The sequence below is a fragment of the Flavobacterium limi genome, assembly GCF_010645075.1.
GTDB lineage: Bacteria > Bacteroidota > Bacteroidia > Flavobacteriales > Flavobacteriaceae > Flavobacterium > Flavobacterium limi.
Map to the genome: position 1 here is coordinate 105607 of NZ_JAADZV010000005.1, position 23917 is coordinate 129523.

The following is a 23917-nucleotide window of genomic DNA, read 5'->3' on the forward strand; positions in this document are numbered from 1 at the left end:
ATTTTATTTTACAATTTTGTCAATATAGTTTATGATTTCTTTTCTATCTTTTGCGTAATCAAACCATTTGGTGTTTTCGTTTCGTTTGAACCATGTTAATTGCCTTTTCGAAAAACGTCTGGTATTTTTTTTGATTTCCTCTATAGCGAAAGGCACAGTGAATTCTCCATCAAAATAACTGAATAATTCTCTATAACCAACCGTTTGAAGCGCATTTAACGCTTTATTAGGATATAAGGCTTTGGCTTCTTCCAACAGACCTTCGTTTATCATAATATCGACTCTCTGGTTGATTCGGTTGTAAATTACTTCCCTGTCGGCTTCTAAACCAATTAAAATCGGTGTGAAGTTTCGGTTGTTTTTCTTCTGGTTTAAAAAGGATGAATAGGGCTTTCCTGTTCCGATGCAAACTTCTGTAAAGCGCATCATTCTCTGTGGATTTTGCAACGTCTGCGGATTTTCTAAAGTGATTTTCTGAAAGTATTCAGGGTCTAAAGTTTGTAATTGCTCCTGTAAATATTCGATTCCGAGTTTTTCGTAATTTGAATTCACTTCTATACGTACTTTGGGGTCAATTTCAGGAAACTCATCGAAGCCTTTTAAAACGGCATCAACATACAATCCGGAACCACCAATCAGAATTACAAAGTCATTATTTTGAAATAATTCTTCGATTTTTGCCAAAGCTTCTTTTTCGTAATCGCCAACGGTGTAATTTTCAAAAATGGATTTATTCTGGATGAAATGGTGTGTTGCAGCTGCGAGTTCTTTCTGACTCGGAACAGCTGTGCCAATGGTCATTTCTTTAAAAAACTGACGGCTGTCACACGATATTATTTCGCATTTGAAATGTTGTGCCAAAGCAATACTGAGGGCTGTTTTGCCAATAGCTGTTGGTCCGACGATGGTAATTAAGTATTTCATATTTTTTAGCCCGGATGGAAATGAAAACCCCGGACTTATATTTGTTAGTTTTTGTGGCATAAAAAAGCGACTTTAGAAGCTGCTTTTATGACTTAAAAAAACAACAAAGATAAGGAGGAGTTGTAATGTACAGCCGGAATAGCTTCTAAAAATTAATGATGTAATTCACTTCCGCATTCGTGACAGAATTTAGCATTGTCAAAATGAAGCTGTGAACCGCATATCTGACAGGAGTTTTTTGTGCTGACAGTATTACCTCTAAGGCTTTTCTTAGCAAATTCGGCTGTTACGATTCCGGTTGGAACTGCAATAATGCCGTAACCCAAAATCATGACCAGTGCGGCAATAAACTGTCCTAAAGGAGTTTGCGGGGAAATATCTCCGTAACCAACCGTTGTGAGCGTTACAATTGTCCAGTAAATTCCCATTGGGATGCTTGTAAATCCGGACTCTTTGCCTTCGACGAGATACATTACAGAGCCAATGATTACAGTACTAATAAGTACAAAATAGATAAAAACCAGGATTTTTTCTTTACTGGCATCAATAGCTTCTTTTAGCTGAAATGATTGATGAGAAATCTGTGGCAGCTGAAGAATTTTGAATAATCGAAGGAAACGCAATGCCCTTACAATGGATAAAATGCTGGCTCCCGGAAAAAATATCGATAAATACATGGGTAAAACGGCTAATAAGTCGATAATACCGTAGAAACTGAAAATGTATCTCACTGGTTTTTGGATGGAAATAATTCTTAAGACATATTCAATGGTGAAAAAGATGGTGATTACCCATTCGCAGATCCATAGCTGGTAATGATATTTAGAACTGATGCCCTGAACGGTGTCGAGCATTATTAATAAAACGCTCAGTAAAATCAGGCCTAAAAGAACCAAATCGAACATTCGCCCTAGCATGGTATTGGTGCCGTAAAGAACGATTTTGACTTTCTCCCTGAAGATTTCGTATTGTGATTTTTTCTTTTTCATATCCTTAAAGATAATGAAAGTTTTGTTTTACTAAAAATGAAGAATTTTTAAAGACTTGCTTTTTCGGATGTATTGCTGAATAATGTTTTTTACGTCGCGATTGTGCTGCATAGGAATCAGGATTTTTTTCAGGATTTCGATATTGGTAATCTGATAGTTTAAGTCATAATAAGCATATCCTTTGTAGATTCCGTTTTCGATTAAAATAGCGCTTCTTTCGTTTACGTTTCGGCCTCTGTCGAGCAGAATCATACTTTTATTTTCGAAACTGTTTTCAGATATAAACTGCTGTACTCTTAAATTGTAAATTTCAGGAGTGATTTCGCCAATGCAGGCGCCATCACATTCCTTAATTTTATATTGAAAACATTCTTTTTTGGACTGATATAAACCGGTTAGTTTCTGGCATAAATGATACTTTGCCGTGAATTTGAAAAGCGCATTTTTGCCTTCCTGCAAAGAAACAAATGACGTAATTTCTTTTTTGCGTCCATCAGCTTTTCCGAGGTTTACATTCAGATAACCGTTTGAATCTTTTTCCACATAAATGGCGAATGGAAAAACACTCTTTTTTTGTGAGCGGTTATATCTCGGGCGGTTTATTTTTACTTCCTGACTTTCTTTTAGTAAAGCAATTAATTCGCTTCCTGTTTCTTCATAGGTGATGGTAAAAACTTCTGCCTGTATTCTTTTGCTTTTGGTCGTAATTCCGGTAAAATGCTGATTGACCCTTTTTCGGATATTTTGGCTTTTGCCAATGTAAATTAAATTCCCACCTTCGTTATGAATATAATAAACACCGGTTTTTGAAGGCATTTGATTGACAAGGTCCTGAAGTTTTGGCGAAATTCCTTTTTCGATTTCGAATTTTACAAAATCTTTGACGATGGTTTTTTCAAGATCTTTTTCGAGTAATATTTTGAATAGTTTAGTTGTAGCGATAGCATCTCCGCTTGCGCGATGTCTGTCGGCTATTGGAATCCCGAGGGAACGGACTAATTTTCCTAAGCTGTATGAAGGCTGTTCCGGAATTAATTTTTGAGCCAATTCAACGGTACACAATGTTTTAGATTCGAAATTATAGCCCAAACGTCTGAATTCGGTACGCAGGATTCTATAGTCAAATGAAGCATTGTGTGCTACAATAATACAATCTGAAGTGATTTCGATAATTCGTTTGGCAACTTCATAAAACTTAGGAGCAGAGCTTAGCATAGCATTATTGATTCCGGTTAATTTAGCCACAAAAGGCTGAATCGGAATTTCAGGATTGACAAGACTTATGAATTGGTCCACTACTTCATGGCCATCAAATTTATAGATGGCGATTTCGGTAATTCCTTCTTCGTTGAATTGTCCTCCGGTGGTTTCTATGTCTAATATTGCGTACATGTTCAAATTCAAAAATCAATGTCAATGGCAAAAAATCAATTTCAAAAATCAAACTCAATATCAAAAATCAATGTTTTAAAATTGAAATTTAGGTATTGTGATTGTCATTGTAATTACCATTGAATCACTTTTTGTTTATTATCATTTTTGATGATATTGCTATTAATTGTTCTACTTCTGTCAGGAGCAATTTTCTTTTTTCTTCGTCTCCCTCTTTTATGTAATCCAGAATTTTTAATGAATTTCTGGATTCTTTCAATTCCTTTACTACAAGAGAAAGCTTAAATATAAAATCTCTATCACTTATTGTTCCCTGGGCTTCACCAAAATTTAAAGAAGCACTTCCAGATGACCGGATTAATTGGTTTTTATAATATTCATTTTCAAAAATCCTTTCTAATTGTCTTGTAAAGAAAATACATTCTCATGCAAAACGAATCAGCCGATCATCAAAATTGAATATTTTCTCCATTTATAGTTTAAATTTTAAAATTGCCATTGATTTTTGCCATTGCCATTGTCATTGATTTTTGATATTGCTATTGAATCATCGTCCTCCAAAAATACTGCTTCCAATTCTAACCATGGTGCTGCCGCATTCAATGGCAAGCTGATAATCGCCGGACATTCCCATTGAAATCGTAGAAAAATGTGCTGCTGTAGAAATACATGGTTGTGTATCCCGGCATTGTGCATCTTTGTTTTGGAGCGAATCAAAAATAGATTTCAAATGCAGAAACTCTTTTTTAATCTGCTTTTCGTTTTCTGTAAAAGTTGCCATTCCCATCAATCCTAAGATACGAATGTTTTTCATCTCTTTAAATTCGGAAGATGATAATAACTGAGTCAGCTCTTTTTCATCCAGGCCAAATTTTGTTTCTTCTTCGGCAATGTATATCTGAAGCAGGCAATCAATAACGCGATTGTTCTTTAAAGCCTGTTTGTTGATTTCCTGTAATAATTTCAAACTGTCAACACCATGAATCAAATTCACAAACGGTGCCATAAATTTCACCTTATTCGACTGAACATGACCAATCATGTGCCATTGAATGTCCTTTGGCATTTGCTCATATTTATCGGCCATTTCCTGAATTTTATTTTCTCCAAAAATACGCTGACCGGCTTCGTAAGCCTGCATCAGATCTGAAACCGGTTTTGTTTTTGAAACAGCAACTAATGTTACGTGTTCAGGCAAACTTTCTTTGATTGTATTTAGATTTGATGCTATTGACATTGTTAACTTTTTTATGCTGAAAGAAATTGTTTAGAAATTTTATCAGCCTTTTTACTTTCGCTATAATCATAAAAACCTTCTCCGGATTTTACACCTAGTTTTCCAGCTCTAACCATATTAACCAATAACGGGCAAGGAGCATATTTAGGATTTTTAAAGCCTTCGTACATTACATTCAGAATCGCAAGACAAACATCAAGCCCAATGAAATCAGCTAATTGAAGTGGACCCATTGGGTGTCCCATTCCTAATTTCATTACCGTATCGATTTCGTAAACTCCCGCAACTTTGTTATATAACGTTTCAATTGCTTCGTTTAGCATAGGCATCAAAATTCTGTTGGCCACAAAACCAGGATAATCGTTTACTTCAACTGGTGTTTTGCCTAGTTTTTCAGATAGGTTCATTATTATTTTGGTGACTTCATCGCTGGTATTGTATCCGCGAATGATTTCGACCAATTTCATAATCGGAACCGGATTCATAAAATGCATTCCGATAACGCGTTCGGGATGTGCGACTACAGCTCCAATTTGTGTAATTGAAATAGAAGATGTATTCGTTGCTAAGATTGTATTGTGTGAGCAGGATTCGTTTAATTGTTTGAAGATATTCAGCTTTAGTTCAACGTTTTCAGTTGCAGCTTCTACTACTAAATCTACTCCTACAACCCCGTCTTTAATATCAGTATAGGTAATGATATTGGTGATTGTTCTTGCAACTTCTTCCTGCGTAATTGTTCCTTTAGCCAGCATTCTGTCAAGGTTTGAGGCAATTGTTGCCATTCCTTTGTCCAATGATTTTTCAGAAACATCAATCAGTTTTACAATAAAACCGCTTTGCGCAAAAGTATGGGCAATTCCGTTTCCCATTGTTCCTGCACCAATTACAGCTATAGTTTTCATTTAATTTAGTATTTATATTTTAAAAGTTAAGGTTTAAAGTTACTTTTCAGTAAGCTTTAAACCTTAAAAATACGATTAATATTTTGTCTTATTTTTTAAAACAGTCAATTATTTGGTATGCTACACGTAAAGCGTCAGTTGCCTGTTCTAATGTTACAACCGGAGTTGTATTATTATTGATGGCATCAGCAAATGAATTTAATTCGTCTAAAATAGCGTTGTTCTGTTCTACCTCCGGATTGGTAAAATAGATTTGTTTTTTTACGCCTTCAGCATTTTGCAGTATCATATCAAAATCTCCGGGAACTTCAGGAGCATCTTTCATACGGACGACTTCACATTTTTTCTCTAAGAAGTCAACCGAAATGTAGGCATCTTTTTGGAAAAAACGAGTTTTACGCATGTTTTTCATCGAAATTCGGCTTGCAGTTAAATTTGCTACGCATCCATTTTCAAATTCGATTCGGGCATTGGCAATATCTGGTGTTTCGCTGATTACTGAAACACCGCTTGCATTGATATTTTTTACTTTTGAATTTACAACGCTTAAAATCGCATCAATATCATGAATCATTAAATCAAGAACCACAGGAACATCAGTACCGCGAGGATTAAACTCTGCCAGACGATGTGTTTCTATAAACATTGGATTTTCGATCATGTTTTTGGTAGCGATAAAAGCAGGATTAAAACGTTCTACATGACCGACCTGACCTTTTACATTGTACTCTTTTGCCAAAGCAATTATTTCTTCGGCCTCTTCAACAGTGTTGGCAATTGGTTTTTCTATGAAGATGTGTTTTCCTGATTTGATGGCTACTTTCGCGCATTTGTAGTGCGAAAGGGTTGGGGTTACAATATCGATTACATCCACAGCGTGGATTAATTTTGCAATTGTGTTGAAGTTTTTATAGCCGAACTCTTTTGAAATCCTTTCGGCATTTTCCTGATTTTCGTCGTAAAATCCAACTAATTCGTATTTGTCAGATTGTTGTAATAAGCGTAAATGTATTTTACCTAAGTGCCCGGCACCTAAAACTCCTACTTTTAACATTTGAATGTATTTTAAACAAAAATAGAATTTATTTGTCGAAAGTGAAAATGAATTTAGCTAATTATGAGTAATGGCTTTCGACTTTTGACTTTTGACCTTCAACTTTATTAATTTAATAATTAAAAATCAATATTTGATTTACTGTTTTGTTTCTTATTTTTGCGAAAATAAAACCTACCCATTTTGAAAGATACTGCCAAACATCAAGGACTTCGTAATCAGTTAGTAAGCACTTTAGAACAAAAAGGTATTACTGATAAAGCAGTTTTAGATGCGATAAAAAAAATCCCGAGACACCTTTTTTTAAATTCGAGTTTTGAAGATTACGCTTATCAGGACAAGGCTTTTCCTATAGGAGCAGGACAGACTATTTCGCAGCCTTATACAGTTGCTTTTCAATCACAGTTATTGGAAGTTAAAAAAGATCATAAAATTCTTGAAATTGGAACGGGTTCGGGCTATCAAACCGCAGTTTTGTTTATGCTTGGTGCAAAAGTGTACAGTGTTGAAAGGCAGAAAGAGTTGTTTAAAACGACTTCTAATTTATTTCCAAAATTAAACATCAGGCCTAAACATCTTTCGTTTGGTGATGGGTATAAAGGACTTCCGAATTATGCTCCGTTCGACAGCATTATTGTTACGGCTGGTGCTCCTTTTATTCCACAGCCCTTAATGGCACAGTTAAAAATAGGAGGAAGGCTTGTTATTCCGCTAGGGGAAGATGTTCAGATTATGACTTTATTAATCCGAAAAAACGAAACTCAATTTGAAAAACATGAGTTTGGAGAGTTTCGGTTTGTTCCTTTACTCGAAGATAAAAACTAAAAAATGCCCCATAAATAATTTAATATTTATGGGGCATTAATGATTTTAAGAGCTGGATTCTAATCAGAACAGTTGTCAGGCTGAGAGGAGTTGAAGCCCTTTTACCTGAACAAGCCTTCGACTCCGCTCAGGATGACATTTCTTTTCAATAGTAAGAAAAAAATGTTATTTAATTTTACCAATCGACCCCGTTTCTGAAGGAATAAGTTCAAAAATTGATGTAGGTGCAAGACCTTGTTCGATTCTGTGTGAAACATACAAAATCGAAACATTCGTTTCCTGCTTGATTGTATTGATCAGCTGAATTACCAAATCGACATTCTCATCGTCCAGACCTTCAACAGGTTCATCCAAAATCAATAAAGGCGGATGTTTTAAAACCGCACGAACAATCAGCGCGACCCTTTGCTGACCGATTGAAAGGTCGATAAAACGTTTTTTGCGTAATGAAGTCATTTCAATTACTTCCAGCCATTGCGAAACAATCTGTTTTTGTAAAGTTGTGGGTTCAATATATAATCCGATAGAATCGAAAAAACCGGATAAAATCATTTCTTCAAGCGTATGGCTTTTCTGAAACAGGTCCATCATAGCGGTAGTGTAAATTCCGATTTGTTTTTTAATTTCCCAGACACTTTCGCCGCTTCCTTTTTTTCTTCCGAATAAAAATAGATCCTGACCGTATCCTTTTGGGTTATCGCCTGTAATTAAGGACAAAATAGTGCTTTTTCCAGAACCGTTTGGACCAATTAACTGCCAGAATTCGCCTTGTTTGATTGTCCATGAAATGTTATTCAGAATTTTTCGGTCTTCATAACTTACCGAAACATCATTCATTCTTATTAATTCACTTTCGTTAAAAATAACCGGTTCATGAGCCTTTGGAATTGCAGCCGTATTCAAGGTTTTAAAATGACTTACCTCTTTTGAAATAGGGTATAATGTAAAAGTATTATCCTTAATTAGAACTTTATTCAAAACAAAATCCATTAAATCAACTGTTCGGTTTACAAGCTGGATAATAGATATTGTATCTGTAAGTTTTTCTAAAGAAAGAGCCAAAGCCAGACGCGAAGCCTGATCTAAATGATCGAAAGGATTATCGAAAATGATAAAATCCGGATTTTGGCTGATACAGTATTTTAAGAACTCTTTTTTGCGTTCGCCTGAAGAAAAAGTCCGCAATTGCCTGTGGGATTCCGGAGAAGCTTCAACAGATTCGTATTGATATTCTCTTTCAATAAATTTTTCAATTGAAATATCAGAGAATAAAATTCCTTTTTGGTTGTTAAAAACGGCTAATTCTTCTTTTGCTTCGCCGGAAAGCAGGTTGTCTATGAACTTTTTTTTATTGACCTGATTGGTTAAAAGAATGTCCCAATGTTGTTTTTGATGCATTATGTATTTCTTGAAAGGATATTATTGTCTAGTGTTCATTGGTAAATTATTTCGGGACCATTCGCTCCAGGAACCTATATAAAGTTGTGGAATTTCAATACCAGCATAATCCATTGCTAATAGAGTGTGGCAGGCAGTAACACCGGAACCGCAATGAACGATTACATTCTCCGGTTTTATGGTTCCTAAAATATCAGCATATTTTTGCGCGAGTTTTTCAGCAGAAAGATAAAACCCGTTTTCGTCTAAATTTTCACTAAACGGAACATTAATAGTCCCGGGAATATGTCCTGCAATTAAATCAAGCGGCTCTGTAAGACCGTCAAAACGATTTTTGTCTCTTACATCAATGACGATATTTTCAGGGTTTTTGCGGGCTTTATCTACCTCTTTAATGTTCGCTAAAAGAAGCTGCCAGTCTGAAACCGGATATTTTTCAGTTTTATCAAAATTTTCTGTTCCGGAACTTAAAGGGAAACCTTCATGAATTGCTGCCTGATAGCCTCCATTTAAAACCTGTACTTTTTCGTGGCCAACAGCTTTTAGCATCCACCAAAATCTGGAAGCAGCATTCGAGCCGTTTTTATCATCATAAACAATAACATGATTTTGTGATGTAATGCCAAGTTTAGACAGAACTTCTGAAAATTTTTCTAAAGAAGGCAAAGGGTGTCTTCCTCCGTTTGCAGGATTGCAGTCCGCGGTAGCTAAATCACGGTTTAAATCTACATAACGGGCACCTTGTAAATGTACTTTTTTATAATTTTCCTCCATATTGAGCCCGGCTCTCGCATCAACCAAAATAATATTACCTGAATTTTGTAATTCAAGTAATTCTTCGGGATTAATTATTGGAGACCAGTTTTGCGACATGTCAATTTGTTGTGAAATGATTAACCCGGAATTTTTTCGATCAAAATTTCGTTGCCTGATTTGTCAAAATACGTACAGGTCATTTCCATAATATCAACACGCCATTTCGCAATCCCGCATTGTCCCGAATGATTGCAAAAAGTAATGTAATCCGTCTGTCCATCCTGATGTGCTACTAAAAATTCTATAAAACGCTCTTTGTTTGCAACGTCTTCAACTTTTATTTCAGGATATTTCTCTTCTGAAATAACAGAATAATTATTTACACCATAATATTCAACATGACCATCATTTACAAAGGTATCGTAACCTTTTACACCCAAAATAATTAAATCCTGTATATAATTTGGAAAATCGGCACCGCTTTTTACTTTGGCATGCGCTTCTTTTATTTGTTCGATTGTAAACATAAAATAGGGTTTAAGGTTAATTTTATTGCTTCAAAAATACGATTAATGGTTTTATAAATTGATCAAAAGATTCAATATGCGGCAAATGTCCGGTATTTGGAATTTCTACAAGTTTAGAATTCGGAATTGCTTTTTGCGTTTTTTTGCCCAATCCGGCATAATTTCCCAATGTTTTTTTTACTTCTTCAGAAACTAATTGTTTTCCTAAAGCCGTTTTATCACGGGTTCCTATGATTAGAAGTGTCGGGCTTTTAATATTTTTAAATTCATACAAAACCGGCTGGGTAAATATCATATCGTACATCAAAGCCGAATTCCATGCAACAATTTTATAATAGGGATCAGTAGTCCATCCCGCACCAAGTTCAGCCCATTTTTGGAAATCTGCATTCCATTTCCCGTCATAATAATTCGTTATTTGGTATTTTTTGATGGCTTCGTAGTTTTGTTTTAGTTCGCTTTCGTACCACCAATCCACAGGTTTGTATGGCACGACTAATTTCCAGTCTTCCAATCCAATTGGGTTTTCAAGTATTAATTTCTCAGCAGTTTCAGGATACATCAGGGTAAATCTTGTCGCTAACATTCCGCCCATAGAATGTCCTAAAACAGCTGTTTTTTCAATTCCCAAATCCGTTAACAGTTTTTTGGTATTCTCAGCAAACTGCTGAAATGTATATTGAAAGTTATCCGGTTTTGATGATTTTCCAAAACCAATCTGATCCGGTACAATGACCCTGAAACCTTCTTTTAAGAGAGCTTTAACTGTAGTTTCCCAATAGGCTCCATTAAAGTTTTTACCATGAAACAAGACGATATTTTTATTATTATAATTATCCGGTTTGATATCCATATACGCCATTTTTAAAAGCTGGCGCTGAATGTTTATTTCGAAAAACTTAACCGGAAAAGGATATTCGTAGTTGGTTAAATTAATATCGAGGGCTTTTATTTTTTCCTGCTGCGAGAAGCAAAGAAAAGGGAGCAGAAGTATAATTAGTTTTATTTTTTTCATTTCAGAATGGTGTTGGTTTGCTATACTCATAAAATTAAAGCTTACCATTTTAAAAGCAAAACATAAAATCTTAAAGTTATCAGAAAATTAATTGTAAGAAAGGTTTTTCTTTTTAAACGAAAATGTGATAAGTAGTGAGCAGTTAAGCAGTATACAGGATGGAACAGGACAGACTCTCAGTAGCTTCTAACTAAATTAGGTATAACTATTTAACCAATTTTAACCAATTATGAAAAAAATTACTTTAACGTTTAAGCGTGTGCTTAAAGTTTTTATGGTCTGCGGATTAATTACCACCGTCACTGATTTAAAAGCTCAGACGCTGGCATTTCCTGAAGCTACAGGTTTTGGACGATTTACAACAGGAGCAAGGGGTGTTGCTAATCCGCAAATTTATTTAGTAACCAATTTAAATGATAGCGGACCGGGTTCATTTCGTGATGCAGTAAGTCAGGAAGGAAGGTTTGTTATATTCAAAGTAGGCGGAATCGTTAATTTACAATCACAAATTGTTGTAGCAGCTAATACTACCATTGCCGGACAGACAGCACCGGGCGAAGGAATTGTGTTTTTAGGGCCAAGAGTTACATTTACAGGTTCTAATAATACCATTGCCAGATATCTTCGAATTCGTTATGGCGGGACTGCTCAAAATCAGGATGCATCAGGACTGGCTAACGGTGCTAATATGATTTTTGATCATATGACTTTTACCTGGGGTACAGATGAAGTGTTTTCGATTAACTCTGATGGTAAAGGGGTTAGTCCTGATAATATTACAATTCAGAATTGTATTATTGGTCAGGCGCTACACCGCCATAATCACTCTGCAGGAGGTTTAATTCAGCCTCCGGCCGGTGGGAAAGTAAGTTTGATAGGTAATTTATACATCTGTAATAAAACCCGTAACAATAAAATTAAAGGGATCAATGAGTTCGTAAACAATGTTGTTTACAATTGGGGTAATTACGGAAATACGTACGGTCACACCGAATCAGGAGAAGCTTACATTATGGGAGGTGATTCTGCCGGAAGTTCTGATGTAAATATCATCAATAATTATTTTATAGGAGGTCCAAATACGGGTAGTTCAACAACTACGCCTTTTAACAGAGGAAATGCTAATTTCAATTTGTACGGTTCAGGGAACTATTTTGATAATAATAAAAACGGTATTTTGGACGGTAACCTGGTTCCTGCAGATTTAACAGGATATCCTACAGGTGACGCAGCAACTATTCTGTCAACGCCTTATGATTATCCAATGAAAAACACAGCATTGTCTGCTGAGGATGCTTATAACAAAATTATATCAAGTGTGGGAGCTTCATACCCAAGACGCGATCAGGTAGAAAATTTAATGATTTCAGATTTGATGTCCAAAGGAACAACAGCAACTTATGTATATGTTCAAAGTGATTTAACAAGTAAATTTGGTTTTATCAACGGAGGAGCAGGGCATGTTTACGGTGCTCCGGCTCCTTTGGATACTGATAATGACGGTATGCCTGATACATGGGAAGATGCTAACGGATTAGATAAAAATACGGCTGATGCATTGGCAGTAAGCACAACAAATGCACCTTATCTGAATATTGAAGTGTATATTAACGGGTTGACAAATACAACACCTTCAGATTTTGTTATTCCACCATCTAATGTGAATTTTACCAATGTAGCTTCTACTGAGGTTCCGCCATCAAGTTCATTGACCATTAACTGGATTGATGGAGCTACCAATGAAGTTAATTATATTGTAGAGCGCTCAGAGAATGGTACTGATTATAATGTAATTGCTACTCTTGGAGCAAATGTTACAAGTTATAACGATTCAGGTTTGCTTCCAAATACGCAATATTATTATCGTATTAAAGCAAAAAACAGCACAGAATCATCGGTATATGAAACAGCATCAGTAACTACACCGCCAATTCCGTCAGCTCCTGTTAAAGCATCTGCACCAAATCCGGGAACAGGACTTGCTAATATTCAGCTTTCAGGTGGCAACTTAACGTTGAAATGGAGTGGCAGCACAAACACAACAACTTATGCTGTGTATTTTGGTACAGATCCTTTAAACTTAACTAAGCAGGCAGATCTTGCTTATGTTGCCGCTCCATCTTATCAGCTTACAGGATTAAGTCCGGCAATAACTTATTATTGGAGAATTGATGCTTCTAATGCTAAAGGAACAATAGCCGGCGATGTATGGAATTTCCGTGCCCTGACACCAGAACTTGTGGGCCATTGGCCGTTTAAGGAATCTGCCGGAGACGGTCAGCAGATTGAGGATGTTTCAGGTTATGCAAATAATGGACAATTGGATGCAGCTTATGATAATGCTTCAGTCAGAGTAGCAGGAAAAACTGATAAAGCGATAGATTTTGCAACTTTATTACCTAACAAGCTGATGGTAAGTATTCCAAATGATGATCAGATATTGTTTGATAAAAATTCATTTACGGTTTCATTCTGGATGAAAGCAGATGCCAGTTTAATTCCTGCCGGTTCAACATTGAGTTCTTATATTTTGTGTAAAGGCTCGATGACAAAAAATACAACGACAGGGGCAACAGGAAGAAGATTTAATTTAGAAGTTAAAAGCAATCAATTGCGATTTGCTATAGATGATGATAAGAACAAAACAGAAATTAATACAGGAACAAATTCAGCACCTAACTATTTTAATGGAAGCTGGGTCAATGTGGTTATCATGAGAGACCTTTCCACTTCAAAATTGAGGATATATACCAATGGTGTTCTTACTAAGGAGGGAGCTGACGGAACAGGAACATCGGTGGGGATTGGCGAGCCAACTGATTTAGTAATCGGCAACATTGGAGCACTTGAACTGTTTGCTAACACTACTCCGGCACCTTATAAAGGATTGTTTGATGAACTTAAAATGTTTAATTACGCCTTAACAGCATCAGAAATAACACAGTTGTACAATCAGGCATTATTAAGTAATGATAAGTTTACCCAAAATAAAGTTAGCGGTACTGTTTATCCTAATCCGGCTAAAGAACAGATTTTTATCAGTATTCCAAATTATAACGGATCTTATGTTACAGCAACTTTAAGCGATGTTACCGGGAAAATTATTCTTAAAGAAAAAGTTTCATCTGATGGTAATGGCGTCTTTAATTTAAACATTGCAAATAAAAAAGTATCAGGGCTTTATATCTTAAATGTTTCCGGAGAAAATTTAAACAGCAATTATAAAATTGTAACAGAGTAAAAACAAATATTCATCATAAAAAAAACCGTTACAGTATTGTAACGGTTTTTTAATTTTTAAAAAATCCAGTTATTTATAACCCGACAAAATCATCACTTTTTGGAAAAATGCTCAATGCCTCGACAGCAATTTCAGGTGTTGGAGAAGCCAGTTTTCGAAGTTTGGTATCCATCCATGCGCCATCAACAGTAATGGTAGCACAAAGTGTATCGTCTTCTCTGCGGAATTCGTGAATGATAGACCAACGCGAAGCATCTGCTTTCATTTTGGATGTTTTTGTATGAATGAAAATCTTATCAGAAAGTTTTAATTCTTTTCTAAAAACACATTCTTCCCTAAATAAAACCGGTCCAAAACTCTGTTCCTGCATTACTCTTAAAGTCAAACCAAGTTCATTGAGGATTTCGATACGATGCTGCGCACCAAAATCGTAATAAGCACTGTGACGGACATGAAAATTGGGATCAAGATCTGACCAGCGGAAAGATATTTCTTTTATAAATGAAGCCATTTTTGTTTATAGTTTTAAATAATTTTAAAAATCGAAATTACGAATAAAAATAAAGGCTCGTGCAGATTTTTGGAAAGTAAGTTTAATTGTGTATTCATAAATCAGTTTCTGGTTTTATTACTTTCCAATCAGTACATTATATTCTGCTGGGGTTTTTACACCCTGAAAATGATTTGTTAATCCAAAAAAGATTAATAATGTCAAACAAAATCCGAAAACTATAATGATTTTTGATTGCTGAGCCGGAGTCAGATTCAAAACCGTATGTTTCATTTTTTTGTTGTGAATGCCTGCAATATGAACAAAGAAGGAAACGATCGCAAGTCCGTAATAAGGTATAAAAAACAAACTGAGCGGAAATGTATTTAACCCGGCTACTCCAAAATAAAAATTAGTATCCAGATGTAAATAAAACCGACCACTTAAAACCGCGCTTACATGAATAATTAAAAAAATCGCGAGGTAAATTCCTGTCCAGATGTGCAGTTTATCGAAAGCTGAAATTGCTGTTTTTCTGCTCGTTTTCAAAAGTTTCAATCCGGAAATAATTTGCACAAAAACAGCTGCTAATAAAATAGTTTCAATGAAGAAATTACGATAAAAAATTCGCAAGGTGTTCATTATTGAAATATGTGTTTCGGCACCGAAAATACTGCAGATATGGTTGAACAAATGGAGGATTATAAAAATTGTAATTGTTAATCCTGAAATATAATGGATTTTCTTAGTTGTCATGCTTTCGTCTAAAATAGAATCTTTTTTCTTTTTCTAACAGTATTAAAGATTTTTATACTCAGTTTATAAACTTTCCTGATTGTCCCATTCGTATTCTATTTTATTCAGTTTTAAATAATATGGAATTAATAATGCAAGTTCCAGCCTAATATCAAAATTAGAATTTTCAGAGATAAATGGAATGGCAAACATCGCAGTTATGCAAATTACAATCCCTAAAATAGCATCTATTTTGGCTATTGTTATGGCATTATTTTTTTCAAACCAAAGAGAATAAGCCGTAAACGCTTTGTATATCATAATTGTAATGATAAAGACTCCTGTGGCCGAATAGGCTGTGTTGCTTGTAAAACCGTAGATTGATAAATTAACATTTTCAGTAAAAGCGCTTCCAATGATAGTACCGGCTCCACAAACTCCTAGAATCATAAAAATCCAGCAGAAAGTTTTAATCCACCATGGTAAAAGTTTTCTTCTGATAATTAATGGTTTATCGAACTCGTCAAATTGATTTTCTAGTGATTGATTCATGATTTTGTTTTTGACGAATATACTATTTTAACACATATGTACAGTGCTATTTTTATTACGGATTAGCTTCATTAAGTTGTTTTTCTAAATTCTCAATTTCAGAAGGACCACTAAGTCTTTTTTTAATAATAGCTCCATTTTCATCAGTCAGAAAATGCCACGGAATTCCCATGGATTGATTCCCGTATAATGTTCTTAAATCTGCATCTAATTTTTCATTGGCTCTGATATGATATCCTTCTAAATTGTAAAACTGGGCCATTTCTTTCCATTGTTTGTCCCTGTTTTCTTTGTCGATAGAAATATAAACCATCGTAATGCCTTTTGATTTTAGGAGTTCATATAATTTGGTATTGTGTTTAAATTCTTCTTTGCACGGGCCACACCAGGTTGCCCATATATCAACGTAATATTGTTTTCCATTCAGGTCTTTCATAACATCTTTAACCAAATTAGCAGAGTCAGTTTTGTCTATGAATTTAATTTTTTCGTTTAAAGGCTCTTCTTTCTTTTTATGGAAAGCAATAATCGGTATAATTACAGGTTCCAGAAAATGAGTGTAAGAACTGTTAGGATATTCTTTTTTAAATTGTTCAAAGAGCGTAATCAATTCTTTTTCGTAGTTTTTATTGATGGATTCATAATACAGGTAAGCTGCATAATAATATTCTAATTGCAGACCAGCTAAGTGTTTTTTGGCATTGTTGATATTATGAGTATGAATCAGTCCTTGTTTATGATACTCTGAGATTGCTGTCGAAGTAGTTCCTTCGATAATTAATTCCTGATAGCGCAGATAATTTTCTGTGTAATAATAAAACCATGGAGAAGTTAATAAGTCAGGGCTATTAACGGGATTGGACTGGAAAATTTCTTTCCACAGTTCTTTATATTGTTCCGGTGAAAGTGTGTTTTTATTTTGTGCCGATAGTAAAAAGTTTATAAAGGCAAGGCTTCCCTGTGCACCTTTGTAAAAATAATTACGGTCTGACTGAACCAGATTATAAAAGTTTTTAGAAATGTTTTTGTCTTTTAATAATTTTTGAAATTCAGCAATTTCCGTTTCTTTTTTCTGTTCTAATTTTTGTTTTATTTGAGAAACAACGCTGTCTTTCATTAAGGTTTTAGTTTCTATTTCAAAGTGTCCGCCCACAATCATATTTCTGTTTGGAATTTGATTGTATAAGGCCTGACCTTCCCGGTTTTTAGATTCAACTTTGAATTTACCTTCTTTTGCTTCTGTATTGATAGCTACTTTATACGTCATTCCAGGTTCTGCAATTATGACTCCATAGGAATGAAAGTTGGTCAATAAATCTATAAAGCAGGTTTTGTCTGAAGAAATTTTTATTTGAAAGTTTCCGGCAGCATCTGTTTGTGCTGAATTTGTAAATCCAAAATAATCAATCCCGTTTATGGGTAAAGTATATTCGATTGTTTCCGGAATTTTCCCGGTGATTGTTCCGGAAATGATTATTTCGCTTTTTTTTCCCTGGCAGACTGCAAAAAAGGGAAGGAGTATTATCAAAATGAATTGAGATAGTCTCATGATTTTTGGTTTAGTAAATGATGTTTGATTATTTCAAATATATAGTATTTATATGGTTAACAGAAAGCATGATGAAAAAAATATTGTTTTTAATTTGAAAGTTTTGTTTTTGAAAATGAGTGTTTTAGCCCTGATAGAAGCGGCATCCTTTTATGGCGGGGTTCGCCATAAAAGATACAGCGGATAGCAGGAATTAGCTCCTGATAATGACATTTATAGTTATTATGCCATTGCTGTCAGGTGTGAAAAATGTCATGTTGGCAGACTTTTTTTAGCATACCAATACCAAACTGACAATTTATATTGGTTTTTTATCTTGGCACAAAGATTGACTTATGCCACATGAGTTTAAAATTAAATCAAAAATTAAATATATAAAAAATGGGTAAAATAATCGGAATTGACTTAGGTACGACGAACTCTTGTGTTTCTGTAATGGAAGGTAACGAAGCAGTTGTTATCCCTAACGCAGAAGGAAAAAGAACTACTCCTTCTATCATCGCTTTTGTTGAAGGTGGAGAAATTAAAGTAGGGGATCCTGCAAAAAGACAAGCAGTAACGAATCCTACAAAAACGATTGCTTCTATTAAACGTTTTATGGGACATACTTTTGCTGAAACAGCTGAAGAAGCAAAAAGAGTTCCTTACAGTGTTGTAAAAGGTGACAACAATACGCCACGTGTGGATATTGACGGTCGTTTATACACTGCTCAGGAGTTGTCTGCAATGACACTTCAAAAAATGAAAAAAACTGCTGAAGACTATTTAGGTCAAACAGTAACTGAGGCAGTTATTACAGTTCCTGCTTACTTTAACGATGCTCAGCGTCAGGCTACAAAAGAAGCTGGTGAAATCGCTGGTCTTAAAGTTATGCGTATCATCAACGAGCCAACTGCTGCTGCACTTGCTTACGGATTAGATAAAAAAGGAAATGATCAAAAAATTGCTGTTTACGATTTAGGTGGAGGTACTTTTGATATCTCTGTTCTTGAATTAGGAGACGGTGTATTCGAAGTATTGTCTACAAATGGTGATACTCACTTAGGTGGTGATGATTTTGACCAGGTTATTATTGACTGGTTAGCTGACGAATTCAAATCTGAAGAAGGTATTGACTTACGTTTAGATCCAATGTCATTACAGCGTTTGAAAGAAGCTGCTGAGAAAGCTAAGATTGAATTATCTTCTTCTGCTGAAACTGAAATCAACTTACCTTACGTAACGGCTACTGCTTCAGGACCAAAACACTTAGTGAAAAAATTATCAAGAGCTAAATTTGAGCAATTATCTGATACTTTAGTAAAACGTTCTATGGAACCAGTTGCTAAAGCATTAAAAGATGCAGGTTTATCTACATCTGATATCGACGAAGTAATCCTTGTTGGAGGTTCTACCCGTATGCCAAGAATCGCTGACGAAGTGGAGAAATTCTTCGGTAAAAAAGCATCTAAAGGTGTTAACCCTGATGAGGTTGTTGCTATTGGAGCTGCTATTCAAGGTGGAGTTTTATCCGGAGATGTAAAAGATGTATTGTTACTTGACGTAACACCTCTTTCTTTAGGTATCGAAACTATGGGTGGTGTATTGACTAAATTAATCGAGTCTAACACAACTATCCCAACTAAAAAATCTCAGGTATTCTCTACTGCTGCTGATTCTCAACCATCTGTTGAAATCCACGTATTACAAGGAGAAAGAGCAATGGCTGCTGATAACAAAACTATCGGTCGTTTCCACTTAGATGGTATTCCACCTGCACCAAGAGGAGTTCCTCAAATCGAAGTAACTTTCGATATTGATGCTAACGGTATCATCAAAGTTTCTGCAACTGACAAAGGAACTGGAAAATCTCACGATATCCGTATCGAAGCTTCTTCTGGATTAACAGCTGAAGAAATCGAAAAAATGAAAAAAGACGCTGAAGCTAACGCTGATGCTGACAGAATTGCAAAAGAAAGAGCTGAGAAATTGAACGAAGCTGATAGTACTATCTTCCAAACTGAATCTCAATTGAAAGAGTTAGGAGATAAATTAACAGACGATCAAAAAACAGCGATCGAATATGCTTTAACAGAATTGAGAATGGCTCACCAATCTCAAGACCTTGATGCTATCCAAAAAGGATTAGACAATGTAAATGCAGCCTGGAAAACAGCTACAGAAGCAATGTACGCTCAAGGTGGTGAAGGACAGCAAGCTGCTCCACAACAAGAGCAGTCTTCTGGAGACAATGTTGAAGACGTTGAATTCGAAGAAGTCAAATAATTACTGATTAACATCAGTTAATAATAAGTATTAAACCGCTGTAAACGAAATGTTTACAGCGGTTTTTCTTTTTTATTCTTTTTTGTTTCTGCTGTTTTTTAATCATTTTTTGTCATATATTTGTACCATATTTGTACCGGCACTTAAAAGGCGATAATGTGGCACTTATGTATACTTATGGCACTTAAATTGGGGATAAAGGCGATGAAAAGAATAAATAAACAATGTCTTGTCTGTGGGGAAGTGTTTCTGCCCAAGACCGTAACTTCTGTCTACTGCTCACAAAAATGCAGTAAAAAAGCATACAAGCAGAAGATGAAGCAGCTTAAAAATGAAGCAGAAATCAAAGCGGTGATAGAGAAAATACCGCAGGACAGGGCCTTTCTTTCCGTCTCTGAGGCTGGCATGCTTTTTGGCATTGCCAAAAGAACCCTCTATAGGCTTGTCGGCCAGGGAAAAGTTCCGTCAGTTAATCTTGGAACCCGCCTTGTAAGGATAGACCGCAGCGTCATGGAAGGGATGTTCGGCCCTGAGCGCAGCCTGCCGCAGGCTGAGAGTATACCGAAGAAAAAATTATACAGCCTTGAAAAAGAAGACTGCTATTCCATCGGTGAAATAGCTCAGAGATTTCAGATATCAGAAGGTTCTGTCTACAGCCATATTAGGAAATATTCAATCCCAACCAGACAGATCGGAAAGCATGTATATGCCCCCAAAACGGAAATTGATAATTTGTATAACGGAAATGATTTTATATGAAGCAATTAGCAAAAACCAAGGTGACTGTGCGTCTTCGAAAGGCAGAAGACCGAAAGGAATGGTATGTTTACATAGAAAGCTATCCTGTAGAGGTTTCCGGAAAGAAAGCGCCCCAGAGAATCCGTGAATATTTAAACAGATCCGTAACAACAGTGGAGTGGGACAAGAAAAGAACTGCCCGCACAGATGCAGAGGGTATAAAATCCTATAAACCCAGACGCAGCGATAACGGAATAATAATCTGCAGCAGCGAAAGCGACCGTGAGATAATGCTATATGCGGACGCAGTGCGTAATATCCGGCAGAAAGAATACGATAAAACAGATCTGTACAGTGATGCTGAGAACCTATTGGTTGAACATAAAGAAAAAGCAAAAGAGGATTTTATTAAATACATTGCTGCGGTGGCGGCTAAAAGGCACGCCCGAGGTTCAAAATCCATTCAGATCACTTGGGAGCGCACCAAAGAATTTTTAAAAAGCTATTCATCTGGCAGCCTAATGTTTTCCCAAATTGACAGCAGAATGGCGGAAGATTTTAAACTTTTTTTATTATCAGCTCCGCGCGGAGGAGGTAAAAAAGGAATCCTTTCCCGCAACACTGCGGGAACGTATTTTTCGATATTTAAAGCCGCTTTGAAACAGGCTTTTATTGATGGATATTTAACCGTTGATTTATCTTCAAAAATAAAAGGCATCCCTGAGCAGGAGTCAAGACGTGAATATCTCACTATTGAAGAATTGAATGCATTGGCCCAAACGCCCTGCGAAAAAGACGTCCTTAAAAGAGCGGCGCTTTTCTCAGTGCTTACAGGTTTGAGGCATTCCGACATTCAGAAGCTCCGCTGGAAAGAGATAAGTCTGGAAGACGGCAGAGCCAAACTGCATTTTACGCAGAAAAAGACAAAGGGTGTCGAATACATGCCTATTTCTGAGCAGGCTTTAGATCTCTGCGGAGAACCGAGGCTTCCCGGACAGCTTGTCTTTGAGGATCTGCCCGACCCGTCGTGGATTTCACGCCCTCTGAAAAAATGGATTGAATCTGCAGGCATTAAAAAAAATATTACCTTCCACTGCTTCCGCCATACATTTGCAACACTACAGCTATCAAGCGGCACAGACATTTATACGGTCAGTAAAATGCTAGGGCATACCAATGTAAAAACTACTGAAATCTATGCCAAAGTAATAGATGAGAAGAAAAACAGTGCTTCGCAGGCAATACAATTGGAATCTTTAAAGAAATAAGCGCAATGAAAATTAAATACTTTGAATATATCACAGTTTACCTGTCTGTTTTTCTAGTCTGTGTCTTTGTGGGCATAATCGGGAGACTGGTGCTGCTGGAAAAAGGTGCGGATGAATATACGGCCGGCGTTTTCTTTTGGATCAGCACTGGATTTGGTGTTTTAATGTTTGCAATTCTAAGTTTATTTCTAAACGATTTGGCTGAGAGATTACTGAATCGTTTTTTGAGGGCAAAAAAAAATGAATCTCCTGAAAGCGGCATTCCAGGTGAAGACCTTGAAAAAATAGAAGAGGTGCGGCAGGATGTTTTAATTAAAACCGAATTATCTGCGAATAAAAATGCAGCCAGAGATATTGAACAGATAAGGGAGGAGCGGCAAAATGCAGTCAAAAATCAAAAACAGGCCAGAATTGATGCTGCCATCCGTTATTCACAGCAGGAGTTCGCGCTTTATGCGTCGGATGATGATCTGAAACAATTAGGCAAGAATATAATCATATATGCTGAAGAAATAAATTTCGAGAAGATTAGACCGGTAAAAGTAAAGGATCTGTCCAATCTCGATCTGTATCATTTCGGCTGGAATATCTGGAATTGTTTTAAAGTCAGCAGACAGGACAGAGCCGCACAGTTTTTAAAACTGACTTTTGCTGACGCTTTAAAAGATGTTGAAGTCAAGAGTATTAAAACGCATTTGAAAGATGATGAACAGAAAGGGCTTATAAAGATAATAGAAGATTTTACAGATTTTTAATTGCCAATACTCATAAAGCACTGTGTTTTTCAAGTGTTTTTGTTGTGAAGAAGGACACAGCAGAAACACTTTTTTCATTTGCACCATAACTATTAAAAACGATGGCTATGGATATAAATGAAATCTCTTTTGAAAACCTGCCCAAAGCAGTAGCACACTTAGTGAAAGAAATTGCCGAGATTAAACTTATGATTCAGAATGTGCAGGTATTTGAGTCTAAAGAAAAAAGTATTCCTATTGGAATTGAAGAAGCCAGCCGGTTAATAGGGAAAGCAAAGCCTACAATTTACGCTCTTGTAAGGCAAAGAAAAATTCCGTGCTATAAATATGGTAAAAAGCTGTACTTTTTTGAAGAAGAACTTTTAGAATGGATCTCTAAAGGGAAAAAGAAAACAATTCAGGAAATCGAATCAGAAGCATTGAAATATAATCATAATAAGTAGATGGATAATTTCCTGCAAGAATACAAGGGGCCTAGGTTCGAATCCTTCTGGAATCACTTAAACTGATTTTTATAAAATTTTCAATTGAATATTTACTTTACTTAATTAATATGCTTTCCTTAGCATTTGCGCTAAATCATTAGGAAGGATACTCTCTTCTATAGCTTGTGCAGCTTTTTCAATATCATAGTCCACTCTTACGAATTCTACCCCTATACCTTCTTTTTTACAAAACTTGCTGCTTTGGCTAATCGTTATCACAGCATAGCAGCATTTTGGATTTCCGTCTTTAGGTTTCCCTACTGATCCGGCATTAATGGCATGGAAATAATTTCCTTTTTTAGTCGGATTTTCTAAAACTCTGTGATATGGCTTGTGGGAGTGTCCGCAGATAAGAATATCCGCATTGCAATCAAGAAAAATATCCGTGAAATCTTTTTCTATTTTATCTTCAAGCAAATATTCCTTATTGCTATATGGACTACCGTGTACCATTAAGATCCTGATTAATTTATCAGCTGTTTGGAATTCCAATTTAATATGGGCAGGAAGAGAAGAAAGGTATTTAATCTGCTCTTTACCCACAATTTGATAGGCATAACTCTCAGAGTCGTTAGAACCTTCATTATGTATTTGTACAGCTTTAACATCATGATTTCCTGCCAGGGTAGGAATATGTCTTTTACGAATTTCGTTTATCACGGCGTTAGGACATACATTGTAGCCTACCAAATCTCCCAAGCAGTAAACAGCATCAATATTCTGCTGTTCAATACTTTTTAAGGTTTGTTCCAGTGCTGGGAAATTAGCATGTATATCCGACAGTATTGCAATTCTCATTTTCAGGAAATTAGTATAG

At 35.8% G+C, this 23917-nt stretch carries 24 protein-coding genes; 8 read left to right on the plus strand and 16 right to left on the minus strand.

Translation table 11 applies throughout. The annotated features are described in order from the left end of the window. Positions 1-3: 3 nt before the first annotated feature. The 7 genes from miaA to GXM16_RS11900 all read right to left on the minus strand — a co-directional run bounded on the left by miaA (position 4) and on the right by GXM16_RS11900 (position 6501). Complete coding sequence (gene miaA, locus GXM16_RS11870; protein WP_163394659.1) at positions 4-924, minus strand: tRNA (adenosine(37)-N6)-dimethylallyltransferase MiaA; 921 nt, start codon at positions 922-924, stop codon at positions 4-6. Between the two features lie 152 nt (positions 925-1076). Beyond that, positions 1077-1913, minus strand: coding sequence for an ion transporter (locus GXM16_RS11875; RefSeq protein ID WP_163394660.1), 837 nt, complete (start codon positions 1911-1913; stop codon positions 1077-1079). 30 nt (positions 1914-1943) lie between these two features. Then, on the minus strand, positions 1944-3305 hold the full coding sequence (locus GXM16_RS11880) for an exonuclease domain-containing protein (RefSeq protein ID WP_163394661.1): 1362 nt from the start codon (positions 3303-3305) through the stop codon (positions 1944-1946). Between the two features lie 124 nt (positions 3306-3429). After that, positions 3430-3723: a four helix bundle protein gene (locus GXM16_RS11885; RefSeq protein ID WP_262892356.1), complete on the minus strand. Its 294-nt coding sequence runs from the start codon at positions 3721-3723 to the stop codon at positions 3430-3432. A gap of 129 nt (positions 3724-3852) precedes the next feature. Next, positions 3853-4542, minus strand: coding sequence for a YggS family pyridoxal phosphate-dependent enzyme (locus tag GXM16_RS11890; protein ID WP_163394662.1), 690 nt, complete (start codon positions 4540-4542; stop codon positions 3853-3855). Positions 4543-4553: 11 nt separating this feature from the next. After that, positions 4554-5447: a 3-hydroxyacyl-CoA dehydrogenase family protein gene (locus GXM16_RS11895; RefSeq protein ID WP_163394663.1), complete on the minus strand. Its 894-nt coding sequence runs from the start codon at positions 5445-5447 to the stop codon at positions 4554-4556. An 88-nt stretch (positions 5448-5535) separates the two neighbouring features. After that, positions 5536-6501, minus strand: coding sequence for a Gfo/Idh/MocA family protein (locus GXM16_RS11900; RefSeq protein WP_163394664.1), 966 nt, complete (start codon positions 6499-6501; stop codon positions 5536-5538). Positions 6502-6684: 183 nt separating this feature from the next. On the opposite strand from GXM16_RS11900, the gene GXM16_RS11905 reads away from it, so the two are divergent. After that, positions 6685-7326, plus strand: a complete 642-nt coding sequence (locus tag GXM16_RS11905) for a protein-L-isoaspartate(D-aspartate) O-methyltransferase (protein ID WP_163394665.1) — start codon at positions 6685-6687, stop codon at positions 7324-7326. Positions 7327-7491: 165 nt separating this feature from the next. Here the strand turns inward: GXM16_RS11905 and GXM16_RS11910 are convergent, their stop codons facing one another. The 4 genes from GXM16_RS11910 to GXM16_RS11925 are packed head-to-tail and all read right to left on the minus strand — an operon-like array spanning position 7492 to position 11022. Next, entirely contained in the window at positions 7492-8724 is a 1233-nt protein-coding gene (locus GXM16_RS11910; RefSeq protein ID WP_163394666.1) for an ATP-binding cassette domain-containing protein, read from the minus strand. A 21-nt stretch (positions 8725-8745) separates the two neighbouring features. Beyond that, positions 8746-9597, minus strand: a complete 852-nt coding sequence (locus GXM16_RS11915; RefSeq protein ID WP_163394667.1) for a sulfurtransferase — start codon at positions 9595-9597, stop codon at positions 8746-8748. 20 nt (positions 9598-9617) lie between these two features. Then, a complete protein-coding gene (locus GXM16_RS11920) occupies positions 9618-10007 on the minus strand; it encodes a DUF1398 domain-containing protein (protein WP_163394668.1) in 390 nt (129 codons plus the stop codon). A 22-nt stretch (positions 10008-10029) separates the two neighbouring features. Then, a complete protein-coding gene (locus GXM16_RS11925) occupies positions 10030-11022 on the minus strand; it encodes an alpha/beta fold hydrolase (protein ID WP_163394669.1) in 993 nt (330 codons plus the stop codon). Between the two features lie 229 nt (positions 11023-11251). Here GXM16_RS11925 and GXM16_RS11930 point away from each other — a divergent pair, with 229 nt between their 5' ends. Next, complete coding sequence (locus GXM16_RS11930) at positions 11252-14263, plus strand: LamG-like jellyroll fold domain-containing protein (RefSeq protein ID WP_229684344.1); 3012 nt, start codon at positions 11252-11254, stop codon at positions 14261-14263. Between the two features lie 73 nt (positions 14264-14336). Here the strand turns inward: GXM16_RS11930 and GXM16_RS11935 are convergent, their stop codons facing one another. From GXM16_RS11935 to GXM16_RS11950, 4 genes are all read right to left on the minus strand, one after another. After that, complete coding sequence (locus GXM16_RS11935; protein WP_163394670.1) at positions 14337-14774, minus strand: acyl-CoA thioesterase; 438 nt, start codon at positions 14772-14774, stop codon at positions 14337-14339. Positions 14775-14891: 117 nt separating this feature from the next. Next, a complete protein-coding gene (locus GXM16_RS11940; protein ID WP_163394671.1) occupies positions 14892-15509 on the minus strand; it encodes a hypothetical protein in 618 nt (205 codons plus the stop codon). Positions 15510-15572: 63 nt separating this feature from the next. Then, positions 15573-16040: a hypothetical protein gene (locus GXM16_RS11945; protein WP_163394672.1), complete on the minus strand. Its 468-nt coding sequence runs from the start codon at positions 16038-16040 to the stop codon at positions 15573-15575. Between the two features lie 55 nt (positions 16041-16095). Next, entirely contained in the window at positions 16096-17589 is a 1494-nt protein-coding gene (locus GXM16_RS11950; protein WP_163394673.1) for a TlpA family protein disulfide reductase, read from the minus strand. Positions 17590-17641: 52 nt separating this feature from the next. On the opposite strand from GXM16_RS11950, the gene GXM16_RS23005 reads away from it, so the two are divergent. The 6 genes from GXM16_RS23005 (at position 17642) to GXM16_RS11975 (ending at position 23058) form a co-directional block, all read left to right on the plus strand. Further along, a complete protein-coding gene (locus GXM16_RS23005) occupies positions 17642-17776 on the plus strand; it encodes a hypothetical protein (RefSeq protein ID WP_262892353.1) in 135 nt (44 codons plus the stop codon). A gap of 194 nt (positions 17777-17970) precedes the next feature. Beyond that, positions 17971-19854: a molecular chaperone DnaK gene (dnaK, locus tag GXM16_RS11955; protein ID WP_163394674.1), complete on the plus strand. Its 1884-nt coding sequence runs from the start codon at positions 17971-17973 to the stop codon at positions 19852-19854. A 204-nt stretch (positions 19855-20058) separates the two neighbouring features. Next, complete coding sequence (locus tag GXM16_RS11960; RefSeq protein WP_163394675.1) at positions 20059-20613, plus strand: helix-turn-helix domain-containing protein; 555 nt, start codon at positions 20059-20061, stop codon at positions 20611-20613. Beyond that, positions 20610-21860, plus strand: coding sequence for a site-specific integrase (locus tag GXM16_RS11965; RefSeq protein WP_163394676.1), 1251 nt, complete (start codon positions 20610-20612; stop codon positions 21858-21860). Before GXM16_RS11960 ends, GXM16_RS11965 begins: the two co-directional genes overlap by 4 nt. Positions 21861-21865: 5 nt before the next feature. Continuing rightward, on the plus strand, positions 21866-22615 hold the full coding sequence (locus tag GXM16_RS11970) for a hypothetical protein (RefSeq protein WP_163394677.1): 750 nt from the start codon (positions 21866-21868) through the stop codon (positions 22613-22615). A gap of 107 nt (positions 22616-22722) precedes the next feature. Beyond that, complete coding sequence (locus GXM16_RS11975) at positions 22723-23058, plus strand: helix-turn-helix domain-containing protein (protein WP_163394678.1); 336 nt, start codon at positions 22723-22725, stop codon at positions 23056-23058. A 105-nt stretch (positions 23059-23163) separates the two neighbouring features. Here the strand turns inward: GXM16_RS11975 and GXM16_RS11980 are convergent, their stop codons facing one another. Beyond that, the gene (locus GXM16_RS11980) at positions 23164-23898 is read right to left on the minus strand and encodes a metallophosphoesterase family protein (protein WP_163394679.1); all 735 of its coding nucleotides are present in this window, start codon (positions 23896-23898) and stop codon (positions 23164-23166) included. Positions 23899-23917 lie beyond the last annotated feature (19 nt).